The 21809-nt window shown below is 46.7% G+C and carries 19 protein-coding genes, 1 tRNA gene and 1 rRNA gene; 9 read left to right on the plus strand and 12 right to left on the minus strand.

Features of this window, described 5'->3' with window-relative positions; translation table 11 throughout:
- Positions 1-112 precede the first annotated feature (112 nt).
- The 3 genes from D908_RS01075 to ppk2 all read left to right on the plus strand — a co-directional run bounded on the left by D908_RS01075 (position 113) and on the right by ppk2 (position 2591).
- Positions 113-718, plus strand: a complete 606-nt coding sequence (locus tag D908_RS01075; RefSeq protein ID WP_000244651.1) for a peroxiredoxin C — start codon at positions 113-115, stop codon at positions 716-718.
- Between the two features lie 288 nt (positions 719-1006).
- Positions 1007-1771, plus strand: coding sequence for a copper homeostasis protein CutC (locus D908_RS01070; protein WP_005527560.1), 765 nt, complete (start codon positions 1007-1009; stop codon positions 1769-1771).
- Between the two features lie 43 nt (positions 1772-1814).
- Entirely contained in the window at positions 1815-2591 is a 777-nt protein-coding gene (gene ppk2, locus D908_RS01065; RefSeq protein ID WP_000163576.1) for a polyphosphate kinase 2, read from the plus strand.
- Positions 2592-2608: 17 nt separating this feature from the next.
- Here the strand turns inward: ppk2 and phoU are convergent, their stop codons facing one another.
- Genes phoU through D908_RS01045 form a run of 4 tightly spaced genes read right to left on the minus strand, consistent with a single transcriptional unit; the run spans position 2609 to position 8030 of the window.
- Entirely contained in the window at positions 2609-3319 is a 711-nt protein-coding gene (gene phoU, locus D908_RS01060; RefSeq protein ID WP_001175931.1) for a phosphate signaling complex protein PhoU, read from the minus strand.
- 35 nt (positions 3320-3354) lie between these two features.
- Complete coding sequence (gene pstB, locus D908_RS01055) at positions 3355-4176, minus strand: phosphate ABC transporter ATP-binding protein PstB (RefSeq protein ID WP_000286628.1); 822 nt, start codon at positions 4174-4176, stop codon at positions 3355-3357.
- A gap of 2 nt (positions 4177-4178) precedes the next feature.
- The gene (gene pstA / locus D908_RS01050; protein ID WP_005527561.1) at positions 4179-5825 is read right to left on the minus strand and encodes a phosphate ABC transporter permease PstA; all 1647 of its coding nucleotides are present in this window, start codon (positions 5823-5825) and stop codon (positions 4179-4181) included.
- 9 nt (positions 5826-5834) lie between these two features.
- Complete coding sequence (locus D908_RS01045) at positions 5835-8030, minus strand: ABC transporter permease subunit (RefSeq protein ID WP_005527562.1); 2196 nt, start codon at positions 8028-8030, stop codon at positions 5835-5837.
- Between the two features lie 199 nt (positions 8031-8229).
- Here D908_RS01045 and ppk1 point away from each other — a divergent pair, with 199 nt between their 5' ends.
- Together ppk1 and ppx are read left to right on the plus strand one after the other, a co-directional pair.
- Positions 8230-10335 carry a polyphosphate kinase 1 gene (gene ppk1, locus D908_RS01040; protein ID WP_005527563.1) on the plus strand — a complete coding sequence of 702 codons (2106 nt, stop codon included), beginning with the start codon at positions 8230-8232 and terminating at the stop codon, positions 10333-10335.
- Complete coding sequence (ppx, locus tag D908_RS01035; protein ID WP_005527564.1) at positions 10316-11818, plus strand: exopolyphosphatase; 1503 nt, start codon at positions 10316-10318, stop codon at positions 11816-11818. The genes ppk1 and ppx overlap by 20 nt, the downstream gene beginning before the upstream one ends.
- 73 nt (positions 11819-11891) lie before the next feature.
- On the opposite strand, the gene D908_RS01030 is transcribed toward ppx, so the two are convergent.
- From D908_RS01030 to phoB, 3 genes are read right to left on the minus strand one after another with little or no spacing between them, the layout of a single operon-like run.
- Complete coding sequence (locus D908_RS01030; protein ID WP_115236257.1) at positions 11892-12860, minus strand: PstS family phosphate ABC transporter substrate-binding protein; 969 nt, start codon at positions 12858-12860, stop codon at positions 11892-11894.
- Positions 12861-12865: 5 nt separating this feature from the next.
- A complete protein-coding gene (phoR, locus tag D908_RS01025) occupies positions 12866-14167 on the minus strand; it encodes a phosphate regulon sensor histidine kinase PhoR (protein ID WP_000230241.1) in 1302 nt (433 codons plus the stop codon).
- Between the two features lie 21 nt (positions 14168-14188).
- Positions 14189-14878, minus strand: coding sequence for a phosphate regulon transcriptional regulator PhoB (gene phoB / locus D908_RS01020; protein WP_000091117.1), 690 nt, complete (start codon positions 14876-14878; stop codon positions 14189-14191).
- Positions 14879-15113: 235 nt separating this feature from the next.
- Between phoB and rdgC the strand changes: the two genes are divergently transcribed.
- From rdgC to D908_RS01000, 4 genes are all read left to right on the plus strand, one after another.
- Positions 15114-16028 (plus strand): recombination-associated protein RdgC, encoded by a 915-nt coding sequence (gene rdgC / locus D908_RS01015; protein WP_000264258.1) that lies wholly within the window; start codon positions 15114-15116, stop codon positions 16026-16028.
- A gap of 150 nt (positions 16029-16178) precedes the next feature.
- Positions 16179-17579 carry a prephenate-dependent tRNA uridine(34) hydroxylase TrhP gene (trhP, locus tag D908_RS01010; RefSeq protein WP_005527566.1) on the plus strand — a complete coding sequence of 467 codons (1401 nt, stop codon included), beginning with the start codon at positions 16179-16181 and terminating at the stop codon, positions 17577-17579.
- Positions 17580-17581: 2 nt separating this feature from the next.
- Complete coding sequence (locus tag D908_RS01005) at positions 17582-17836, plus strand: YfhL family 4Fe-4S dicluster ferredoxin (protein ID WP_001196278.1); 255 nt, start codon at positions 17582-17584, stop codon at positions 17834-17836.
- A 239-nt stretch (positions 17837-18075) separates the two neighbouring features.
- Positions 18076-19368 carry an erythromycin esterase family protein gene (locus tag D908_RS01000; RefSeq protein ID WP_005527567.1) on the plus strand — a complete coding sequence of 431 codons (1293 nt, stop codon included), beginning with the start codon at positions 18076-18078 and terminating at the stop codon, positions 19366-19368.
- 37 nt (positions 19369-19405) lie between these two features.
- Here the strand turns inward: D908_RS01000 and nfsA are convergent, their stop codons facing one another.
- From nfsA to rrf, 5 genes are all read right to left on the minus strand, one after another.
- On the minus strand, positions 19406-20128 hold the full coding sequence (gene nfsA / locus D908_RS00995) for an oxygen-insensitive NADPH nitroreductase (RefSeq protein ID WP_005527568.1): 723 nt from the start codon (positions 20126-20128) through the stop codon (positions 19406-19408).
- A gap of 9 nt (positions 20129-20137) precedes the next feature.
- Positions 20138-20461 carry a DUF1904 family protein gene (locus D908_RS00990; RefSeq protein WP_005527569.1) on the minus strand — a complete coding sequence of 108 codons (324 nt, stop codon included), beginning with the start codon at positions 20459-20461 and terminating at the stop codon, positions 20138-20140.
- Positions 20462-20540: 79 nt separating this feature from the next.
- Positions 20541-21455, minus strand: a complete 915-nt coding sequence (locus D908_RS00985) for a dienelactone hydrolase family protein (protein WP_005527570.1) — start codon at positions 21453-21455, stop codon at positions 20541-20543.
- A 170-nt stretch (positions 21456-21625) separates the two neighbouring features.
- Positions 21626-21702, minus strand: a tRNA-Asp gene (locus tag D908_RS00980).
- Between the two features lie 30 nt (positions 21703-21732).
- A 5S ribosomal RNA gene (gene rrf, locus D908_RS23255) occupies positions 21733-21809 on the minus strand; the annotation flags it as partial.

The raw sequence follows: 21809 nt of genomic DNA on the forward strand, positions 1-21809 counted from the left end.
TCATTTTTTACTTCTTCTACTTTGTACTATATTTCTTCGCGTTATTCACGGACTGAATTATGAACTCAATGCACATAGTTCAGTACTTACAAAAAAGCTTAGGAGCAAAAAAATGGTACTAGTTGGTCGCAAAGCCCCTGATTTTACTGCAGCAGCTGTTCTTGGTAACGGTGAAATCGTTGAAAACTTCAACTTCGCAGAATTTACTAAAGGTAAGAAAGCCGTTGTTTTCTTCTACCCACTAGACTTCACTTTCGTTTGCCCGTCAGAACTGATCGCATTCGACAACCGTTACGAAGACTTCCTGGCTAAAGGCGTAGAAGTTATCGGTGTTTCTATCGACTCTCAGTTCTCTCACAACGCATGGCGTAACACTGCTGTTGAGAACGGCGGTATCGGCCAAGTGAAATACCCACTGGTTGCAGACGTTAAGCACGAAATCTGTAAAGCGTACGATGTAGAGCACCCAGAAGCTGGCGTTGCTTTCCGTGGTTCATTCCTGATCGACGAAGAAGGCATGGTTCGTCACCAAGTTGTTAACGATCTGCCACTAGGTCGTAACATCGACGAAATGCTGCGTATGGTTGACGCACTGAACTTCCACCAAACTCACGGTGAAGTGTGCCCAGCACAATGGGAAGCTGGCAAAGCAGGTATGGAAGCATCACCAAAAGGTGTTGCAGCATTCCTAGCTCAACACTCATCTGACCTAAAATAATACTCTTAACCCCGAGCTCAACGCGGGTGGTTGGAAAATATAAAGCGAAAACGCTACGCCAATCAGTTAAGAAGTAAAGTCTTCAAAAGCCCAAAGCATTGCTTTGGGCTTTTTTATATCTGAAATCTCTCAAGATCCAACTCTCCTCCTCACTAACGGCACAGAAGGGTTAGAACGAGATAAACAGGCAATCAGAGCGTTAAACTTTACCCCTATTCTTACTCATTCAATGCCGTTTCGGCTGCTATGATGAAGGCCATTTCGCTTTATCTAGCCGGAGATAACCCCATGAATTATCAAGTTGAAGTCTGTATCGACAATATTGAATCCTTGCATAAAGCCATTGCCGGTGGTGCCACACGAATCGAGCTTTGTTCTTCATTGGCATTAGGCGGTTTAACCCCAAGCGCGGGACTCATGCAAAGTGCGGGCAGAATCTCATCCGTACCGGTTTACGCCATGATTCGCCCCAGAGAAGGTGATTTCTTTTATCACGAAGATGAGATCGCCATTATGGTTCAGGATATTCATACCGCTCATCAAGCCAACTTACAAGGTGTAGTGTTAGGGTTACTCACTCCAGATGGCAGCATAGATGTGAAGCGCAGTAAGCCATTAATTGAGCTCGCACACTCCCTTGGTTTGGGCGTGACTTTTCACCGTGCTTTTGATCACTGCGCCAATCCTGAACACGCCTTAGAAGAGATTATCAAGCTAGGTTGTGAACGGGTATTAACTTCCGGTTTGGCTCGTAGTGCCTATTTGGGTATCGAACGTTTAACCCAACTGGTGAAACAAAGTGCTGGCCGAATCTCCATCATGGCAGGTGCGGGGGTTAATGCGCAGAATGTTGCGGAGATTGCTGTAGCGACTGGAGTGCATGAGCTGCATTTGTCCGCCAAAACCACTCGCCCAAGCCTGATGCAGTTCATTCGTTCAGAGAGCAAAATGGGCGCTAGCGACTGTGATGATTTTATTATTCCAGTTACCAGCACTGAAGCTATCCAACAAACGGTACAGGCTCTCAACTCCATTCACTCAAACAGAACTTAGCGACTCTCACTGCTATGCTTAGCTCATCAAAGGAGAAGATGATATGACGAAACTGGATAAAAAAGTCTACGAGCATGAGTTAGAGCAGTTACAAGTCGAACTGGTGAAATTGCAAGAGTGGGTTAAACAGGAAAAGCTCAAAGTTGTCGTAATTTTTGAAGGCCGAGATGCCGCAGGCAAGGGTGGCGTGATCAAAACCATCACCGAGAAACTCAATCATCGTGTTTGTCGTGTTGCCGCCCTGCCCGCACCGACCGAAAAAGAGAAAACTCAGTGGTATTTTCAACGCTATGTGGCTCATCTCCCCGCGGGTGGTGAAATCGTGCTGTTTGACCGCAGTTGGTATAACCGAGCAGGTGTAGAAAAGGTGATGGGCTTTTGTAGCGAGGAAGAGCACCAAGAGTTTTTACGCTCCTGCCCCGAATTTGAACGCATGCTCCAACGCTCTGGGATCATATTGCTGAAATACTGGTTTTCGGTTTCAGATGAGGAACAAGAAAAGCGTTTTATTGAACGGATCAATACACCACTCAAACGCTGGAAATTCAGCCCGATGGATCTTGAATCGCGCAAGCGCTGGGCTGCGTATTCACGAGCGAAAGATGAGATGTTTGCCTACACCGACACCAAGCATTGCCCATGGTGGGTTGTGCCTTCTGATGATAAGCGTCGCGCTCGCCTTAACTGCATCAGCCATTTACTGAGCAGTATCGAGTATCAAGCAATAGAGTATCCATCGATCGAACTCCCCGAGATTAATAAACAAGGTTATGTACGACCACCTATCGAAGACCAAACTTTTGTACCGCAGCGCTACTGATGTATGTAGCGCTTAACTTATAAGCTCGGTTTCTTTAGCACATCATCAATACCTTGATCGCCAAGATGGCGTACATCTTTGCCTTTAACGAAATAGATGATGTATTCACAGATGTTCTGGCAGCGATCGCCCACTCGCTCAATCGCGCGTGCCGACCAGATAACTTGTAGAATGTGGGGAATGTTCTTCGGATCTTCCATCATGTAGGTCATCAACTGGCGCACAACCGCTTCATACTCTTTATCCAGTCGATCGTCCTGCTTATAAATTTCCGCAGCCGCTTCCACATCCATCCGCGCGAATGCATCTAGCACCTGATGCAGCATGGCAATGGCTTGACGGCATAACGGCTCAAGAGAAACCTGAAACTGATGCTGTTTTGCTGGTGGGCGCTCAATCGCGATGTAAGCCATTTTAGTGGCCGAATCGCCAATGCGCTCTAAGTCAGTAATGGTTTTGATGATCGCCATGATAAGACGTAAATCTTTAGCGGTCGGCTGACGTTTGGCAATAATGCGCGTACACGCTTCATCAATCGAGACTTCCATCGCGTTGACCTTGTGATCATCGGCAATCACTCGGCGTGCCAGCTTTTCATCGTCCTCATGCAAGGCTTGCATGGCTAACGTCAGTTGCTGCTCAACTAAGCCCCCCATGGTCAACACTTGGCTGCGAATAGATTCCAGTTCCACATTGAACTGACCTGAAATATGTCGACCTAGCTGCATGGTACATCCTTACTGATAAAACGGGAGAAAAGGGCTTAACCGTATCGCCCCGTAATGTAGTCTTCGGTTTGCTTTTTCAATGGTGAAGTGAAAATAGAGTCGGTATCTGCGTACTCGATCAACTTTCCCATATGGATAAAAGCGGTGTGATCGCTCACTCGCGCCGCTTGCTGCATGTTATGGGTAACGATAACCACAGTATATTTGGTTTTCAGATCGTGGATCAGCTCTTCAATGGTCAAGGTTGAGATAGGATCCAGCGCCGATGTTGGCTCATCGAGCAGCAACACTTCTGGCTCAATCGCAATTGCGCGAGCAATCACCAAACGCTGCTGCTGCCCTCCTGATAAGCCAAACGCATTTTCGTGCAGACGGTGTTTTACTTCATCCCACAGTGCCGCAGCACGTAAAGAGCGCTCTGCAGCATCATCCAGCGTTCGGCTGTTCTTAATCCCTTGCAAACGTAAGCCATACACCACGTTTTCATAAATCGATTTAGGGAATGGATTGGGGCGCTGAAACACCATACCGACACGGCGGCGCAGAGTTGGCACATCCACATCGGGATGATAGATGTTTTTGCCATGCAGTTTGACTTCGCCTTCTACTCGCGTGCCTTCCACCAGATCGTTCATTCGATTAATACAACGCAACAACGTGGATTTTCCGCAACCGGAAGGCCCGATAAAGGCTGTTACCTGCCCTTTCGGAATACGCATCGAAATATCACTCAAAGCACGACTTTGCTGGTAATACAGACTTAAATGCTCAATCGAAATCGCCGTCTGCTGATCGGTGAGGTTATTCACATCCAAAGGCGGCACATAGTAGCCCAGTGTGGGATTGGCGGAGTACATAACTAGTCTTGCCCCAAAGTTCGGTATTTTTCCCGTAAATTATTACGAATGCTGATCGCCGTTAAGTTTAGTGCCACTATAACCGTCACCAACAAAAATGAGGTGGCATAAACCAGTGGACGGGCGGCTTCAATATTGTTGGTTTGAAAGCCGATATCGTAAATATGAAAGCCCAAATGCATAAATTTACGCTCTAAGTGGATGAACGGAAACTCGCCATCCACCGGTAAACTGGAAGCCAGTTTTACTGCCCCCACCAACATAAGTGGTGCCACTTCTCCCGCAGCACGAGCAATCGCCAAAATGAGCCCGGTAATGATTGCGGGGCTCGCCATCGGCAACACAATGCGCCAAATAGTTTCAAATTGGGTTGCACCTAATGCCAGTGAACCATGGCGAACTGAGTTCGGTATACGTGATAACCCTTCTTCGGTTGCCACAATCACGACAGGTAATGTCAGAACCGCCAAAGTGAGTGCAGACCAAAGCAGACCGGGTGTTCCAAACGTAGGCGTTGGTAAACGCTCTGCATAGAACAGGTTATCAACCGAGGCTCCGATGGTGTAAACAAAAAAGCCCAAGCCAAAAACGCCATACACGATCGACGGAACCCCAGCCAAATTGATAACAGCGACTCGGATCATGCGGGTAAATGCACCTTCTTTGGCGTATTCATGCAGGTAAATGGCGGCGACAACACCAAGCGGCATCACAATGATCGACATGATAATCACCAGAAATACCGTACCAAAAATAGCCGGAAACACACCGCCCTCTGAGTTCGACTCACGCGGAGACTCGGATAAGAAACGCCACGCTTGTTTACCCCATTCAGCCAGTTTCTGGGCGAAGTTCATGTCGTTGGGGTACCAGAAATCCAAAATCTCACTCAACGGAACCGACACTGTCTGACCACGCATATCCGCCACATGCAAGAATTGCTGATCCAACGGCGCACGCAAAGTATCTAACTGCGCCTGAACATCAGATAGCTCAGCTTCCAAACGGCTTTTGCGTAACACATAGTTTTGTAAAAACTCATCGCTCAGTTGGTTATTAAGCTGCTTACGGCGTTTCTCCAAACGCAGCTTTTCTAAATCACCACTGATCACCCGAACTTGTTGCTCAACAATGGTGTTGACCTGCTCACGAATGGCTTGTGCTTTCTGAAGAGCTTGCTGCAACCGAAGATCTAATGGCTGCTCGCCCTGCCCATCCACAGCGTCAAAGCTGATTGGCTTTCCGAAAAGTTGCCCACCCCGGCTTCGTTCAATCACCGCCCAACCTTGAGGTGCACCTTTAAACTCAACCTGAAAATCAAGGATAGCCACAAAATCTGAGCCATACAGATCTCGGTTGGCAACTTTGATATTAAGGCGAGTTGCAAGCCCAGCCGCCTCCACTTCCTCAGGCAAAGGCAAGTTCATCTCTTTTAAATGGCTGACTGGTACACTCTCACGCGCATAAAGTTCTCCAATCACCACTTGGCCATCAGGTGTTTGCCATTCCAGCAAAGGCGCAGGCCAGAAGTAAGTCAGGCCACGCCAACCAATCACTAGCAGCAGCCCAAGTACAGCAATCAAACTGACGCTGACGGCACCTCCCGTTAGCCAGATCCAAGGAGCACCGGATTTAAACCAATTCAACATATTGCTCCATCACAAAGAACGGTATTTTTCACGCAGCCGTTGGCGTACCCATTCGGCTAGGGAGTTCACGGCAAAAGTAAACGTTAGCAAAAGCAGTGCGGCCAAAAACAGAATACGGAAATGGGCACTTTGTACTTCAGATTCTGGCAATTCCACAGCAATCGTCGCCGATAAGGTGCGCATCCCTTCAAAAATATTCCAATCTAGCAGTGGCGTATTACCCGTTGCCATCAGCACAATCATGGTTTCGCCTACCGCACGGCCAAGCCCCATCATAATCGCTGAGAAAATACCTGGGCTAGCCGTTAGCAACACGACATAAATCAGCGTCTGCCAAGGCGTTGCACCCAGCGCCAGTGAGCCATCGGAAAGATGTTTAGGTACGGAGAAAATGGCATCTTCTGCGATTGTGAAAATGGTTGGTATCACCGCAAAACCCATCGCAAAACCGACGACCAAAGCGTTGCGTTGATCATAGCCAATGCCGTGTTGCGCTAAATACACACGCAGATCACCATTAAACAGCGCATTCTCCAGTTCACCGCTGTAAGACAGAATCAGAGTAGCGATCCCAATCAAGACCGGAATTAAAATCAGGGCGTGCCAGCCATTAGGAATACCGCGCAACCAAGCCTTAGGTAAACTTGACCAAATGAAACCCACCAGCATGGTCGAAATGGGTAACAGCAACATCAGCGCGAGCACCGCAGGCAAGTGACTCTCAACAAATGGTGCGAACCATAAACCTGCCAAAAAGCCGATGATCACCGTCGGCAATGCTTCCATCAGTTCAACCGTAGGCTTCACCACTCGTCGCATGGCTGGCGTCATAAAGTAAGCGGTATAAATAGCACCCAGTACCGCAATCGGTACCGCAAACAACATGGCAAACACTGCGGCTTTTAAAGTGCCAAACGCAATCGGCACTAGGCTGAATTTCGCTTCAAAATCGTCAGTTGCAGCGGTGGATTGCCAAACAAACTCAGGCTCTGGATAACTTTCGTACCACACTTTTTGCCACAGCGCTGAAAAGGAGACTTCTGGGTTACGATTCTCCACTTGTGCCAAACGGATCTGACCTTGATTGTAGCTGGCCAAATAGCCTTCATTTTTTGACATCGCCACCAACTGCGGAGCTCTTTGATAAGCACGCTCAAACAGCACCAATTTCTCACTGGTAGTGTAGTGGCTCTGTAACGTTCCGTTGCGGTAAAAACTGTAGAAACCTTTACTGTTCGTATCCGGCAATAAAAACTGCACTTCAGAGGCGAGTTTGAAATGACGAATTTGAGTCAATTGCCGTTGGCCATCCGTCAGTACATCAAACCATTGAGACACTAAGCCATCACTGTGTACAGCCAATAATGAGAATGCCCCAGACAACAAGTAAAGCTGAGTAACTTGATGGTGAGTATCTCCTGAACTGAGATCGACGACTTCACGAACCTGATAGCCGTCGTTATCCAGCAGTGCTACCACCAACTCAGAACCCGTTCGCAAGTAAAGCGTCTTGCCATCTGGAGTGAGCAGTAATTGACTGAGGTTCTCAAATGACACACTCAAGTTTAAGCGGCTAATTTCTTGTTTTGTTTCGCGATTCACTCGCAAAACCTGTACTTGCTGTGCTTGATCGTAGGTAGCAAAAATCAGTTGTTGCTCAGTCAGTGCAAAAGCCAATTGCTGTAATGGCTGCTCACTCAAACTTAAGTCAGTGAGCAAGTCCAAACTCACCAAACTAGGCGTAAATTCACGGCCGCGTGCAGTCATAGAATGGGATAATTGTGGATGCAACACTGCCACTTGGTTATCCGAGCCTACAACAGCAAACCAACCTTGTGATGCTGGAGTTTTCGCCCATAAAGTAGGTTCAAAACCTAGGGACTGACTGAGTATCGGTTGTTCATTGGGCGATCTTAATGACCAAAACTGCCCCGTACCGTCTTTTGATAGTAAGAAGGCATTTTCACCGTAATCCCCCACTGTCATAAACAGAGGATCTGGTGTTGAAATCGCTTTAACTGCAACATCCCCATGCCATTTGGCATCGCCAAACAACGGCACCACCACCATAGCCAAATAGATAAAAATCAGCACTAAAGCGCCTAAAACACTGACGCCGCCACAGGTCACAGCAAAACGCACCACACGGTCTTTCACTAACCGTGCGCGATCACGTTCTTTCAATGAAAATGGCTGTCTGACCATGCTTTGGACTACCTATACTTTCGGGGAGTGTCATAATATTTCGGTTGGGTGACAATTATATTACAGCTCACAATAAATTACTGAAATCAAAACAACTCTGTGACGCCAAAGCCCCCTGCAATAAAAGTGTCACAAAAATGGCCTAGTTTGCAGTACTTAAATGATAATAACGTCAATTCAAAACGGCATAAGGTAAGGTATGAGTGCGGATAAGCTGTACATCGACAAGGAACTTAGTTGGCTCTCGTTCAATGAACGTGTGTTACAAGAAGCTGCCGATAAAACCGTCCCTCTGATTGAACGCATTCGTTTTCTGGGGATTTTTTCCAACAATTTGGATGAGTTCTACAAGGTGCGTTTTGCCGATGTAAAACGGCAAATTCTGATTAATCGAGAACGGGGCGGTAACGACACTTCCAAACACCTTCTCTCTCGCATGCAAACCAAAGCCCTCAAACTCAACCAAGACTTCGATAACCTCTACAATGAACTGATTTTAGAAATGGCCAGACGGCGCATTTTCTTGGTCAATGAAACTCAGCTTGATGAACTTCAACTCAAGTGGGTGAAAAAATATTTCCAGAAAGATGTACTGCCCCACGTCACCCCAATCATGCTGCGTGATGACATCGATGTAATGCAGTTTTTGAAAGATGAATACGCCTACATTGCCGTTGAAATGCGCAGTGCTGATGAATTTAAATACGCACTCATCGAAATCCCAACCGACCAACTTCCCCGTTTTGTCATGCTGCCTGAGCAAAAAGGCAAACGCCGTAAAACTATTATTCTGCTCGATAACATTATTCGCCTCTGTCTGGATGAGATTTTCCGCGGCTTTTATGACTATGACTCTTTAAGAGGCTATGCGATGAAGATGACTCGTGATGCGGAATACGATTTGCGTCATGAAGTTGAATACAGCTTGCTAGAGCAAATGTCGGAAGGCTTAAGTCAGCGTTTAACTGCTCTTCCGGTGCGCTTTGTTTACGAGCGGGAAATGCCCGAAGCTATGCTCAAATTCTTCTGCTATAAGCTCAAAATATCGCACTACGATAGCCTCATCCCCGGTGGGCGTTATCATAATTTTAAAGACTTCATTTCCTTCCCTAATGTCGGGCGAGATTACTTAGAAAACAAACCATTACCACCAATGACCTGCGCTGATTTTGAAGGACATGCTAACGCCTTTGATGCGATTCGCGCACAAGACATTCTGCTGCACTACCCTTATCACACCTTTGAGCACATTACCGAACTGGTGCGACAAGCCTCTTTTGACCCGAAAGTGGTCAGTATCAAAATCAACATTTACCGCGTGGCAAAAGACTCAAGATTGATGAACTCGCTTGTGGATGCCGTGCATAACGGCAAACGGGTGGTGGTTGTGGTAGAACTGCAAGCTCGTTTTGATGAAGAGGCCAATATTGAGTGGTCGCGCATCCTGACAGATGCAGGTGTGCACGTCATCTTCGGTGTTCCGGGAATGAAGATCCACGCCAAACTCCTGCTCATTACGCGAAAAGAAAATGACGATTTTGTCCGTTATGCACATATTGGTACCGGGAATTTCCACGAGCGTACTGCGCGCATTTATACCGATTTTGCCTTACTGACCGCCAATCAAGAACTGGCCGCAGAAGTACGATCTGTCTTTGGCTATATTGAAAACCCTTTCCGCCCGGTTAAATTCAATCACCTGATTGTTTCGCCGCGCAATTCACGTACACAAATTTACCGTTTACTGGACGGTGAAATTGCCAATGCCAAAGCAGGGAAAAAAGCGGCAATCACTCTCAAGGTCAATAACTTAGTCGATAAAGGCTTGATTAATAAGTTGTATGGTGCAAGTGCGGCTGGGGTGAAAATTCGCATGATCATTCGCGGTATGTGTTCTTTAGTACCCGGCGTTGAAGGGGTCAGTGACAATATTGAGATCATCAGTATTATTGACCGCTTCCTTGAACACCCTCGGGTGCTGGTCGTGCATAATGATGGCAATCCACAAGTCTTTATCTCTTCTGCCGACTGGATGGAGCGCAATATTGATCATCGAATCGAAGTCATGACTCCGATCCGTGACGAACGTATCAAACAGCGGATCATCGATATCCTTAATATTCAATTCATTGATACGGTGAAAGCGCGTCGTATCGACAAAGAGATGAGTAACCAGTACGTCGAACGCGGTAATCGCAGAAAAGTACGCTCGCAGGTCGCGATTTACGACTATCTTAAAAATGTCGAGAAGCAGACTCGTAAAGTAAAAGGGCAACAAGAAACGAATGACAACAGTAGTCAGTAACGCCAGAGAAATCGCCGCCATTGACCTTGGTTCCAACAGCTTCCACATGGTGGTAGCCAAGGTCGTAGACCAAGATTTGCAACTCATTAGCCGCCATAAACAACGTGTACGACTCGCCGCTGGGCTAAATGAGCAAAAGAATCTCGATGAAGAATCCATACAACGCGGGTTGGAATGTTTAGCCATGTTTGCAGAGCGCTTACAGGGGTTTGATCCGCGTAATGTGCGTATTGCAGCAACCCATACTTTGCGCCAAGCCAACAATGCCCACCTGTTTATCCAACGTGCACTTGAAGTGCTACCTTTTCCGATTGAGATCATTCCGGGTTCTGAAGAAGCACGTTTGATTTACCTCGGTGTTGCTCACACGCAACCACAAGCAGATTCCATGTTGGTCGTTGATATCGGTGGTGGCAGCACGGAAATGATCATCGGCAAAGGGTTTGAAGCAGAACTGGTCAACAGTAAGCAGATGGGTTGTGTGAACTTTACCGAGCGTTACTTTGCAAACGGTAAACTCTCCCGCAAAAACTTTGCGCAGGCGATAGTGGCCAGTGAGCAAAAATTGGAATCCATCGCCGCCAAGTACCGTAAAAAAGGTTGGCAAGTCGCGTTTGGTTCATCAGGAACCATCAAAGCAATCCACGAAGTTTTAGTCGGGCAAGGGCATGAAGATGGCCTGATTACCTTTGATCGGCTGAGTAAGCTGATTGAAAAACTCTGCGAATGGGACAGCATTGACGACTTACAACTGCCCGGTTTAACCGATGATCGCAAACCCGTGTTTGCAGCCGGTGTTGCCATCCTTTCCGCTATCTTCCATGGTTTAAAAATCAAAGAGATGCATTTTTCTGATGGTGCACTGCGCGAAGGTTTGCTCTATGAAATGGAAGATCGTTTCAAGTATTCCGACATCCGTCTGCGTACTACAGAAAATCTGGCGGCCAAGCATTTGGTCGATTTAGAACATGCAGCCAAAGTAAAAGGTCACGCGCGTGAATTCTTAGCGCAAATTGCCGGTGAACTGAACTTGCCCGAAGGGAGTGAGTTGTGCGATTTGCTTGAGTGGGGAGCATTACTGCATGAAGTTGGGCTGAGCATTAACTTGCAAGGCTTTCATCGCCACTCTGCCTATATTTTGCGCCACAACAACATGGCCGGTTTCAATAGCGAGCAGCAGTTAGTTCTATCCAATTTAGCAAGGTTTCAACGCAAATCACTGAAGCTGAATGAATTAGACGACTTTAGCCTGTTCAAGAAAAAACACATCATAGGTTTGATTCGCGTGTTACGACTAGCCATTGTGGTTAATGGACAGCGCAACGATGATCCCTTACCTCCCCTTTCTTTATCCGCTAAAGATGACGAATGGAAGCTAGACTGCGAACAGCCTGATTGGTTGGAAAACAATAAGTTGTTGCACGCTGACTTACAAACGGAACAAGAATATTGGCGCGAAGTCGGCTGGCAATTGCATTTTTAATCACGAGTTACCTACAAAAAACGCCCAACACAGTTCGGGCGTTTTTTTGTTGTCTTGATCAGAACGAACCCACTCAATCGGTTGATGGCTCAATCCCGACTTTTGCCAGTTCTTGTTGAGCCACTTGTGCGGAGATAGGTAAATAGCCATCTTTAGCGACCAAAGCTTGCCCCTGCTCCGAAAAAATAAAGCGAATAAATTCACGCTCAATCGGTGACAAATCTCGGTTTGGATTTTTGTTCACATACACATACAAGTAGCGCGATAAAGGATAAGCCCCCGACAGAATGTTGGCTTGGGTTGGTTCCACATAGTTATTCCCTTCACGCGAAATCGGCAGTAGCTTCACGCCAGAAACACGATAACCAACCCCAGAATAACCAAGTGTATTAATGGAAGACGCAACCGACTGCACTACAGAGGCCGAACCCGGCTGCTCATTGACTCGGTTTTGGAAATCCCCTTGGCATAGTGCGTTTTGCTTAAAGTAACCATAGGTTCCTGATACCGAGTTGCGCCCAAACAGTTGAATATTGCGCTTCGCCCAATCATAAGGCAGGCCGAGTTGCGACCAAGTGACGATCGGCTGCGAAGCACCACAGCGTAATGTGGTGGAAAAAATCGCATCTAACTGCTGAAAATTGAGCCCTTTAATCGGGTTATCTCGGTGAACAAAAATCCCTACCGCATCAATCGCAACGCGCAATGCGGTTGGCTTATAACCGTGCATGGCTTCAAACGCGGCAATTTCGCTGCTGCGCATTGGGCGACTCATCGGGCCAAACTGTGCTGTGCTTTCTGATAACGCGGGCGGCGCAGTCGCCGAACCCGAGGCTTGTACTTGTGCATTCACCGCTGGGTAATTGGCTTGAAACTCCTCTACCCAGAGTGTGGTCATACCCGCTAAGGTATCCGAACCTACGGATAACAAGCTGCCAGAAATGCCACTGACTTTTTCATAGGTCGGTAGCCCTTCATCCAATGCCCAAGCTGCGGATGAAGCCAAAACCAACGAGCTCAACAAACCAACGCGACTTAGCATGCGGATCATCCCTTCGCCACCAACCGCTTAGGCAAAACAAACGAGAACTTACTGCCCACACCCACTTTGCTATAGATATCCAAATGCGTGTCGTGGTGTGCAAGAGCATGTTTTACGATCGCCAGCCCTAAACCACTGCCGCCCGTATCACGTGAACGTGCTTTATCAACTCGGTAGAAACGTTCCGTTAAGCGGTGCAAATGCTGAGGTTCAATGCCCTCGCCTTTATCTTCCACTTCCAGACAAGCCCCTTTACTCGAGCGATACCAACGCACGTCAATCTGTGCACCTGCTGGGGTGTATTTAACCGCGTTGTAAACCAAATTAGAAATCGCACTACGCAGCTGATCTTCATCGGCTAGCACCTTAAGGCTTTTATCCACCTCAAAATGCAGCTTATGTTGTGCATCGCCACTTAAGCTCAGCGCTTCTTTCTCTAACACTTCCAACATGGCCGGCACATCCACCACTTGATCGAGGTCGACCATAGGTGAAGCTTCAATTTTCGAAAGCGTCAGCAGTTGGTTCACCAAGCTGTTCATCCGGTTGAGCTGCTCAGTCATCACGCCATGGGCTTTGCTCCACATGGGGCCGGCGAGCACATCAGGATCTTCGGTCATTTCCAGATAACCTTGCAGCACCGTCATCGGCGTACGCAGCTCATGAGAAACGTTGGCAAAGAAATTACGGCGCATGCCTTCAAGCTGTTTAAGCTGAGTCACATCACGCACCACCATTAGATGTTCACCTTCGGTGTACGGTACAATCCGCAGTTCCAACATGCGATCGCTATTCAACGGCGAGCGCATTTCGAGCGGATCGGTAAAATCATCTTTCTTGAGGTATTTGATAAAGTCCGGTGTGCGCAACAAATTGGAGATCGGCTGCCCAGCATCGTCTGGCCAACGAAAACCCAGCAAATGCTGTGCAAGGCGGTTACACCACACGATATTGCCTTCACTACGAAACACCACTACCGCATCGGGGAGTGATTCCGCACCATTACGGAAACGGCGGATGAGATTGGTCAGCTCTTTGCGTTTTTTACGATGGCGCTGCTGCAGACGATAAATGCCATTGAACAACGATTCCCAATTCCCGGTTCCGGAAGGTGGCGTGAGGCGCTTTTCATCCCACAACCAAGCCGAGAGGCGAATTTGATGATTCAAATGCCAGAAAAGCTGCAAAACCGTGGCGGCTAAAAGCAACCACGGCATGTTTCCAAAAATCCATCCCACCACAATCCATGGCAAGTAAAAAAAAGCCAGCTCCCAAGCCAGCTTTTTCCATGTTAAGCGTTCAACCATACTGATTTGCTATACGCCCTCTTAGGCTTTGGTTGAAAAACGATACCCCGCACCGCGCACAGTCTGGATCAACTTATCATGTCCAGCATCTTCTAAGGCTTTGCGCAGACGACGAATGTGAACGTCTACCGTGCGATCTTCAACATAAACGTTGGTGCCCCAAACATTATTAAGTAGTTGTTCGCGGCTATACACACGCTCTTGGTGCGTCATGAAGAAGTGTAACATTTTGAACTCAGTCGGTCCCATGTCCAGCGGCTGATCGTTAGCGGTAACACGGTGTGAAACCGGATCTAACTTCAAACCTTGAACATCAATCACATCTTCCAGTGCGGTTGGCGTAACTCGACGAATCACTGCTTTTAAACGGGCAACTAACTCTTTGGGTGAAAACGGTTTGGTAATGTAGTCATCCGCGCCCACTTCTAGGCCACGTACTTTATCTTCTTCTTCACCGCGCGCGGTGAGCATGACTACCGGAATGTTACGCGTCATCTCTTCGCGCTTCATATGCTTGATGAGGTTGATGCCACTACCACCAGGCAACATCCAGTCAAGCAGGACGAGATCAGGAAAAGGTTCAGCCAGTTTACTCATTGCCGAATCATAATCTTCGGCCTCAACCGCCTGATAACCTTTTTGTTCAAGCACGAAACACAACATTTCACGAATCGGTGCTTCGTCTTCAACAACCAGAATCCTTCTAGACATAATTGATTAACCTTTGTTTTTCACCAACGCCATGCATTATGGGAAATATTTATGACACTTTTGTGACCTTTGCAAACAAATTTTCATATAAGGTTCAGGCGAAATTCATATACCCAAACCTCGCCAGTAAAGCGAGACAACAACTGGAAGATATGCATATTTTTTGAATTAGGGTTAAGACATTCTCAGCATCTTCCCCTATCATGTCTGGCTTTCTAACCAAGGGAAAACAACAATGTGGTTTAAAAACTGTATGGTGTATCGCGTTAATCGCGAGGTTAACTTCAATGCCGATCAGCTGGAAAAACAGTTGGCCGAATTTCGTTTTACGCCTTGCGGCAGTCAAGATAAACAGAAGTTTGGTTGGGTTTCCGCACTGGGTAAACACGGCGACATGATGACCCACGTCAGTGAAAACCGCATTTTAGTCTGCGCGAAACGTGAAGAGAAAATGCTGCCCGCTTCCGTGATTAAAGATTCGCTTAACGCCAAAGTCGAAGCGATGGAAGCCGAAGAAGGCCGCCCACTGAAGAAAAAAGAAAAAGACGCGCTGAAAGAAGACATCGTCATCGATTTACTGCCACGCGCATTCAGCAAAAGCCAACTCACTTTTGTGCTGATCATGCCAACCGAAGGCTTAATTCTGGTTGATGCTGGAAGCTACAAAAAAGCCGAAGATGTGCTCGCGCTACTGCGTAAAACCATGGGCAGTCTGCCTGTTGTCCCTGCTATTCCTGAAATCGCAGTCGAAACGACTCTGACGCAATGGGTGAAAGACGGCAATCTGCCACAAGGCTTTAGCCTGATGGAAGAAGCAGAGCTCAAATCATTACTCGATGACGGCGCAACCATTCGCTGTAAAAAGCAGGAACTGAGCAGCGATGAAATTCTGAGCCACATTCAAGCGAATAAAGTGGTCACCAAACTGGCGATCAACTGGCAAGATCGAATTCGTTTTGTATTAGCGGAAGATTGCAGCATCAAACGCCTAGCATACAGCGATGAACTCAAAGAGCAGAATGATGACATCCCACGCGAAGATCGCGCGGCACGTCTTGATGCCGATTTCTCCCTGCTGTGCGGAGAAATGTCGGTCTTCCTACCTGATCTGTTCAATGCCTTAGGTGGCCTGCCTCACCCTGAAGCCTAATCGTGGACTCAATTTCACCACCTCTGCGTAAATGAGGTGGTGAGAGTTTCACTATGCAGAGTAGGGTTTTTGACGTAAAATTTGCGCCCTTTCCAATACCATCAGGTGGTATTGGCCTGACTTGAGATCAGATTGTAAGAGAAGCAAGCAATGACAACGCCAAAAACCTTTGTTCCAGAACTCCTTTCACCCGCGGGTAGCCTGAAGAATATGCGCTACGCTTTTGCCTACGGGGCAGATGCGGTATACGCTGGACAACCTCGTTACAGCCTTCGCGTGCGTAACAATGAGTTCAACCACGAAAACCTACAAATCGGCATTAATGAAGCCCATGCACTGGGTAAAAAATTCTATGTGGTGTGTAACATTCAGCCACACAACTCTAAGCTGAAAACCTTCATCCGTGACCTTAAGCCTGTGATTGATATGGGGCCTGATGCGCTCATCATGTCTGACCCTGGCCTTATCATGATGGTTCGTGAAGAATTCCCACATATGCCGATCCACCTTTCGGTACAAGCGAATGCAGTGAACTGGGCAACCGTGAAATTCTGGGCTTCACAAGGCGTTGAGCGTGTGATTGTTTCTCGTGAACTCTCTTTAGAAGAAATCGAAGAGATCCGCGAAAAATGTCCGAATACCGAAATTGAAGTGTTCGTACATGGTGCATTGTGTATGGCTTATTCGGGCCGTTGCTTGCTGTCTGGTTACATCAACAAGCGCGATCCAAACCAAGGCACTTGCACTAACGCATGCCGTTGGGAATACAAAGTTGAAGCAGCAAAAGAAAATGAAGCAGGTCAGATCGTTGAACAGTTTGACCCCAATGCTGCGCAAGCCATCGAAGTTCAAAATGAACGTCCAGACACCACCATTGGTGCAGGCAAACCAATTGATGATGTCGTGCTACTTTCTGAAAGCCATCGCCCAGATGAAAAAATGGCCGCGTTTGAAGATGAGCACGGCACCTACATCATGAACTCGAAAGATCTGCGTGCGATACAGCATGTTGAGCGCCTAACTCAAATGGGTGTGCACTCACTGAAAATCGAAGGCCGTACCAAATCTTTCTACTACTGCGCACGTACAGCGCAAGTGTACCGTAAAGCGATTGATGATGCGGTTGCGGGCAAGCCATTCGATGACAGCCTGATGACTACCCTAGAGAGCTTGGCGCACCGTGGTTATACCGAAGGTTTCCTACGTCGCCACACGCACGATGCTTACCAAAACTACGATTACGGCTACTCGGTTTCCGACACTCAACAGTTTGTGGGTGAATTTACTGGTAAACGCCGCGGCGCAATGGCCGAAGTGGAAGTGAAGAACAAATTTGTGCTCGGCGATAGCCTTGAACTGATGACGCCAAAAGGCAATGTTGTCTTCACTTTAGAAGCGATGGAAAACCGTAAAGGTGAAGCGACGGATGATGCCAAAGGCAACGGTCACTTTGTTTACATTCCAGTTCCGGAAGAGTTGGATCTCAGCTACGCACTGCTGATGCGTAACCTAGTACAAGGGCAGGATACCCGTAACCCAACAGGCAAGTAATTATGGCGCTACTCATTACCGCCAAATGCACGAACTGTGATATGTGTGAGCCAGAGTGCCCAAACAGTGCGATTTCAATGGGAGATAAGATCTATGAGATCGACCCCGATTTATGCACTGAATGTAAAGGGCACTATGACAAACCGACTTGCCAGTCGGTTTGTCCCATCAGCAACTGCATTATCACCGATCCTGCCCATCGCGAAACCGAAGAGCAACTGCTAGAGAAGTTCGTGATTATTCAAGGGCTAGCGTAAGAATCAAAAAAAAGCGCCTCTATGGCGTTTTTTTTGACAACATTAATCTTTAGCCAGCAATCAATTTCTCAACACTTTATCTAATAAAAATATAATTATTAAAAACCTTTCATTCGGTTCATTTCACGACTTAAGAAATTGGTACTCGTAGCAACTCGCACTAAGTCTTCAAACCTCTTTTCATTACCAATGAGCTTCAATCTAATCTTGGTAATTATTTTTATAGAAGGTTAAAAAATATGAAGCGATGGGGAATTGTATTTTTATTTCTATTATCGGGATGTAATAGTGAAAGTATCAGCCCGCCAACCGTTACCTCCCAAAACTTAGCCAGTACAGAATTGACTCATGGGAATAGTGATTTACAGGGTTTTGTTGCAGCAGTAAAAGGCTATGATTTCGTTAGTGTAGGAGAAAGAACGCACCAAGGTTCTAAAGCGTATAGCTACAAAGCTCGTATGGTTAAGGCTCTTCATCAAGAAGGCGATCTAACCTTAGTTGCTTTTGAAGCTGGTTTATATGATGGGTTAGTGGCATGGCAAAATTTCCTCACCGGAAAACAGCGCCTACAACAGGCCATAATTGGACCGAATGCAAACTACATGTATGGACATCGCTTTAGTAAAGAAGTGGGAGCTCTGGACAACTATGTCAATGAGGTTTCTCAGCAGGACAACCCACTACTACTGATCGGCTACGATGCCCGTATCAATAGTGATCCAGGATGTAGTGTGATGTTTGATGAATTAAGAAGCTACTTGCAGATTAACAGCCTTGGCCTCTCCAACTACGATACGATACAGACTCTAGGGCCGAGAATGATGTGCCCTTGGCATACCACTGAAAAATTCACATCACAAAACCACCAAGATCTAACCCAAGAATTGAAAAAGCTGGAAACAGTTCTTATCACACAAAAAAGGCTCGAAACCGTTCCAGATTACAACCCTAGCCATCCGCGAGAATTTCGGAATTACGCCACATTTTGGCTGCAGATAGTAAGAAGCCTATATTCACAGTCCTATTTCATTATCAACAATATTGACCATTCCTATACCGATTATCAGTCTGCTGAAAACTTAAATTGGTTAATAAATGAGTGGTTTAAAATACAGGGGCAAACCTTTATCTGGGCGCACAATATTCATGCCACACCTATTCCTGGTTCTCTGATTTCCGCAATGAACAGCCACTATCCAGACAGATCCGTCTATAGTGTGATGCAGTTAAGCTACAAAGGTACTCTTGCTGCAAACACTCCGGATTACACACGTTGGCTAATTGATACAGAACGTCTTCAGGAAGAAGATGGCACATTGAATAGTGCTTTATATCATGCTGGATATACCGACGCTTTTATTGATTTTAAGAGTCAAAGTGAAAGCAACATCGATTACTTAAACAAGCCCTATGCAATCAGATATGCTTGGGGATATTTACCGACAGAAATTCCAAGCAAAATTATGGATGGCATTCTCTTTATTGCGGAAGAGCAACCCGCTCAACCTATATCTGATGCAGATCTTCCATAGACCTAAAAATCCCAGCCAAGTGCTGGGATTTTTTACACTACTTGAGGGCTAATCCTTTACGCTGCAAATAGCTGAGCATAAATGGACGAGACTCTTCTGAGAGCTTAGCCGTGATTAGTTCTGACCAACCCTGCTGTTTAGGATTACCGGAGCGTTTTTGGTAATACTCAACCATAGTGCGATCATATTCTGCCACATCTTCTCGATTCAAAGGTTGATAGTGGTTTTCATGCAGGATCACCTTCGGAGCCAAGCGTGGTTTTAACTCTGGATCCTGTGCAGGGTGTCCTAAGCACATTCCAAACAATACGGCGGTATAAGGCGGCAAGTTAAGCAAAGCATCGACTTCATTCGGTGAATTACGTAAACCACCAATATAGACACCACCCAACCCCATCGATTCTGCCGCTAATAAACAGTTTTGCGCCATAATCCCCGCATCAACAGCACCAATTAAGGTTAACTCCATAAATTCAGGTTTCACATTCGGGTTCAGCGCATAATGTCGTTGATAATCAATGCAAAAAACCAAAAACTCAGCCGCACTCGCCACATAAGCTTGATTGCCAGCAAGCTTTGCTAATTGCTCACGCATACTGCCATCTGTCACTCGGATTACGGAAATCACTTGCAGCAAGCTGGATGACGAAGCCGCAATACCTGAAGCAATGATAGTTTCAAGTTGCGTTGCAGAAATAGGCTCTGGACTAAAAGCACGAATAGAGCGATGGTTGAGCATGGTATCGATAACTGGATTCATGTTGTCTCCTCAGAAATGTTGGCCATCCAGATAATAAGCAGTGCGTTGCAAAGGTATGAACACTACAGCAACATGAGAATCAGCACCGAGCAACTGACGCATCTGCTCTGTAATCAGCTGTGCAACCTGATCCTGAGTTTGCTGTTCTCTTCCAAACCACAATACTTCCACCATGGGATAAACCTCTCCTTCGGCGAAATACTGGGTATTAATCAACTCAAAGGTAAAAGCACTTCGAGAAGTACTGAGTAGAGAGGAAAGTTCATTGAGTAACGGAGTTACCAGTGTTTCAACGATATGTGCTTCTACAGCACGAAAACGTAAGTGGGGCATGACTCATTTTCTCCTTTTTCGCCATCATAACAGCCAGAATGACGAGGAGCGAGTCGTACCCCAAATGAGTGTGAGAAGCTTAACCCTGAAGATTAAGCCCGAAAAATTGCAGTGTTCTTTGCCATGCCAGCTCAGCCTCCGCTGGTGCATAGCGTGCAGTGGAATCGTTATGGAAACCGTGATTAACTTTAGTATAGAAATGAGCCTCATATTTCGCTTTATTCTGTTGTAACTGAGTCTCGTAAGACGCCCAAGTATCATTTACGCGTTTATCTAATTCGGCAAAATTCAATAATAAAGGCCCCACAACCCGAGAGCGCAACTCATCAGCAGGTGGAGTACCATAAAAAACAACGCCAGCATTGAGTTTTTCAGGAATGGTCGCCGCTAGCATATTGACGATATAGCCACCAAAGCAGAAGCCAACGGCACCAAGCTTACCCGAGCTTTGTGGATGCGCTTTAAGGAAAGCAGCTGCAGCAAGAAAATCAGCCTCAATTTTTGCCCGATCGAGCTTACTTTGTAGCACTCGTCCATCGTCATCATTACCCGGATAACCGCCAACCGGGAATAAAGCATCCGGTGCAAACGCAATGAAGCCCATCGTCGCTAAACGGCGGGTGACATCTTCAATATACGGATTAAGACCACGGTTCTCATGTATCACTAAAACCACAGGTAACTTACCAGTCACCTCTTTTGGGGTAACCCAATAACCACGGCCTTTCCCATGCCCTTGAGGGGAATCGAACTCGACATAACTCGCTTTAATAGCAGGATCGTTAAAAGAAACTTGTTCAGCCTGTGCATAGTCAGGTAATAAGGCTGAAGTGATCATCGACACGCTAAAACCTAATACAGCCAAACCAGAAAGACGCTTTATAAACTCACGGCGATCGATTACACCATGCGCATATTCGTCATACCAGTCGAACGCTTCTTGAGGAATAGCTGGAGGAATATGTAAAGAAGAGGGATTTGATTCATTATTCATGGTGGATTTCCTTTCCAATGACCAAACTGACAAATAAGATATTAAGCTTAGTTCAGTTTAGTCAGGATCGAAAATAGCGAGTAAACAACGAGTCAGGCAAAGAAAAAGCAAATGCAAGATAATTCCCAAAAGCAAAAAACCCAGTCGTAAGACTGGGTTTCTCAAATAAGTGGCGGAGCGGACGGGACTCGAACCCGCGACCCCCGGCGTGACAGGCCGGTATTCTAACCAACTGAACTACCGCTCCGCATTGGTTAGCGCTTGGTGCTAAATTAAAGCCTGGCGATGTTCTACTCTCACATGGGGAGACCCCACACTACCATCGACGCTGTTTCGTTTCACTTCTGAGTTCGG

The organism is Vibrio mimicus CAIM 602 (assembly GCF_000338875.1).
In the GTDB taxonomy this organism is placed as follows: domain Bacteria; phylum Pseudomonadota; class Gammaproteobacteria; order Enterobacterales; family Vibrionaceae; genus Vibrio; species Vibrio mimicus.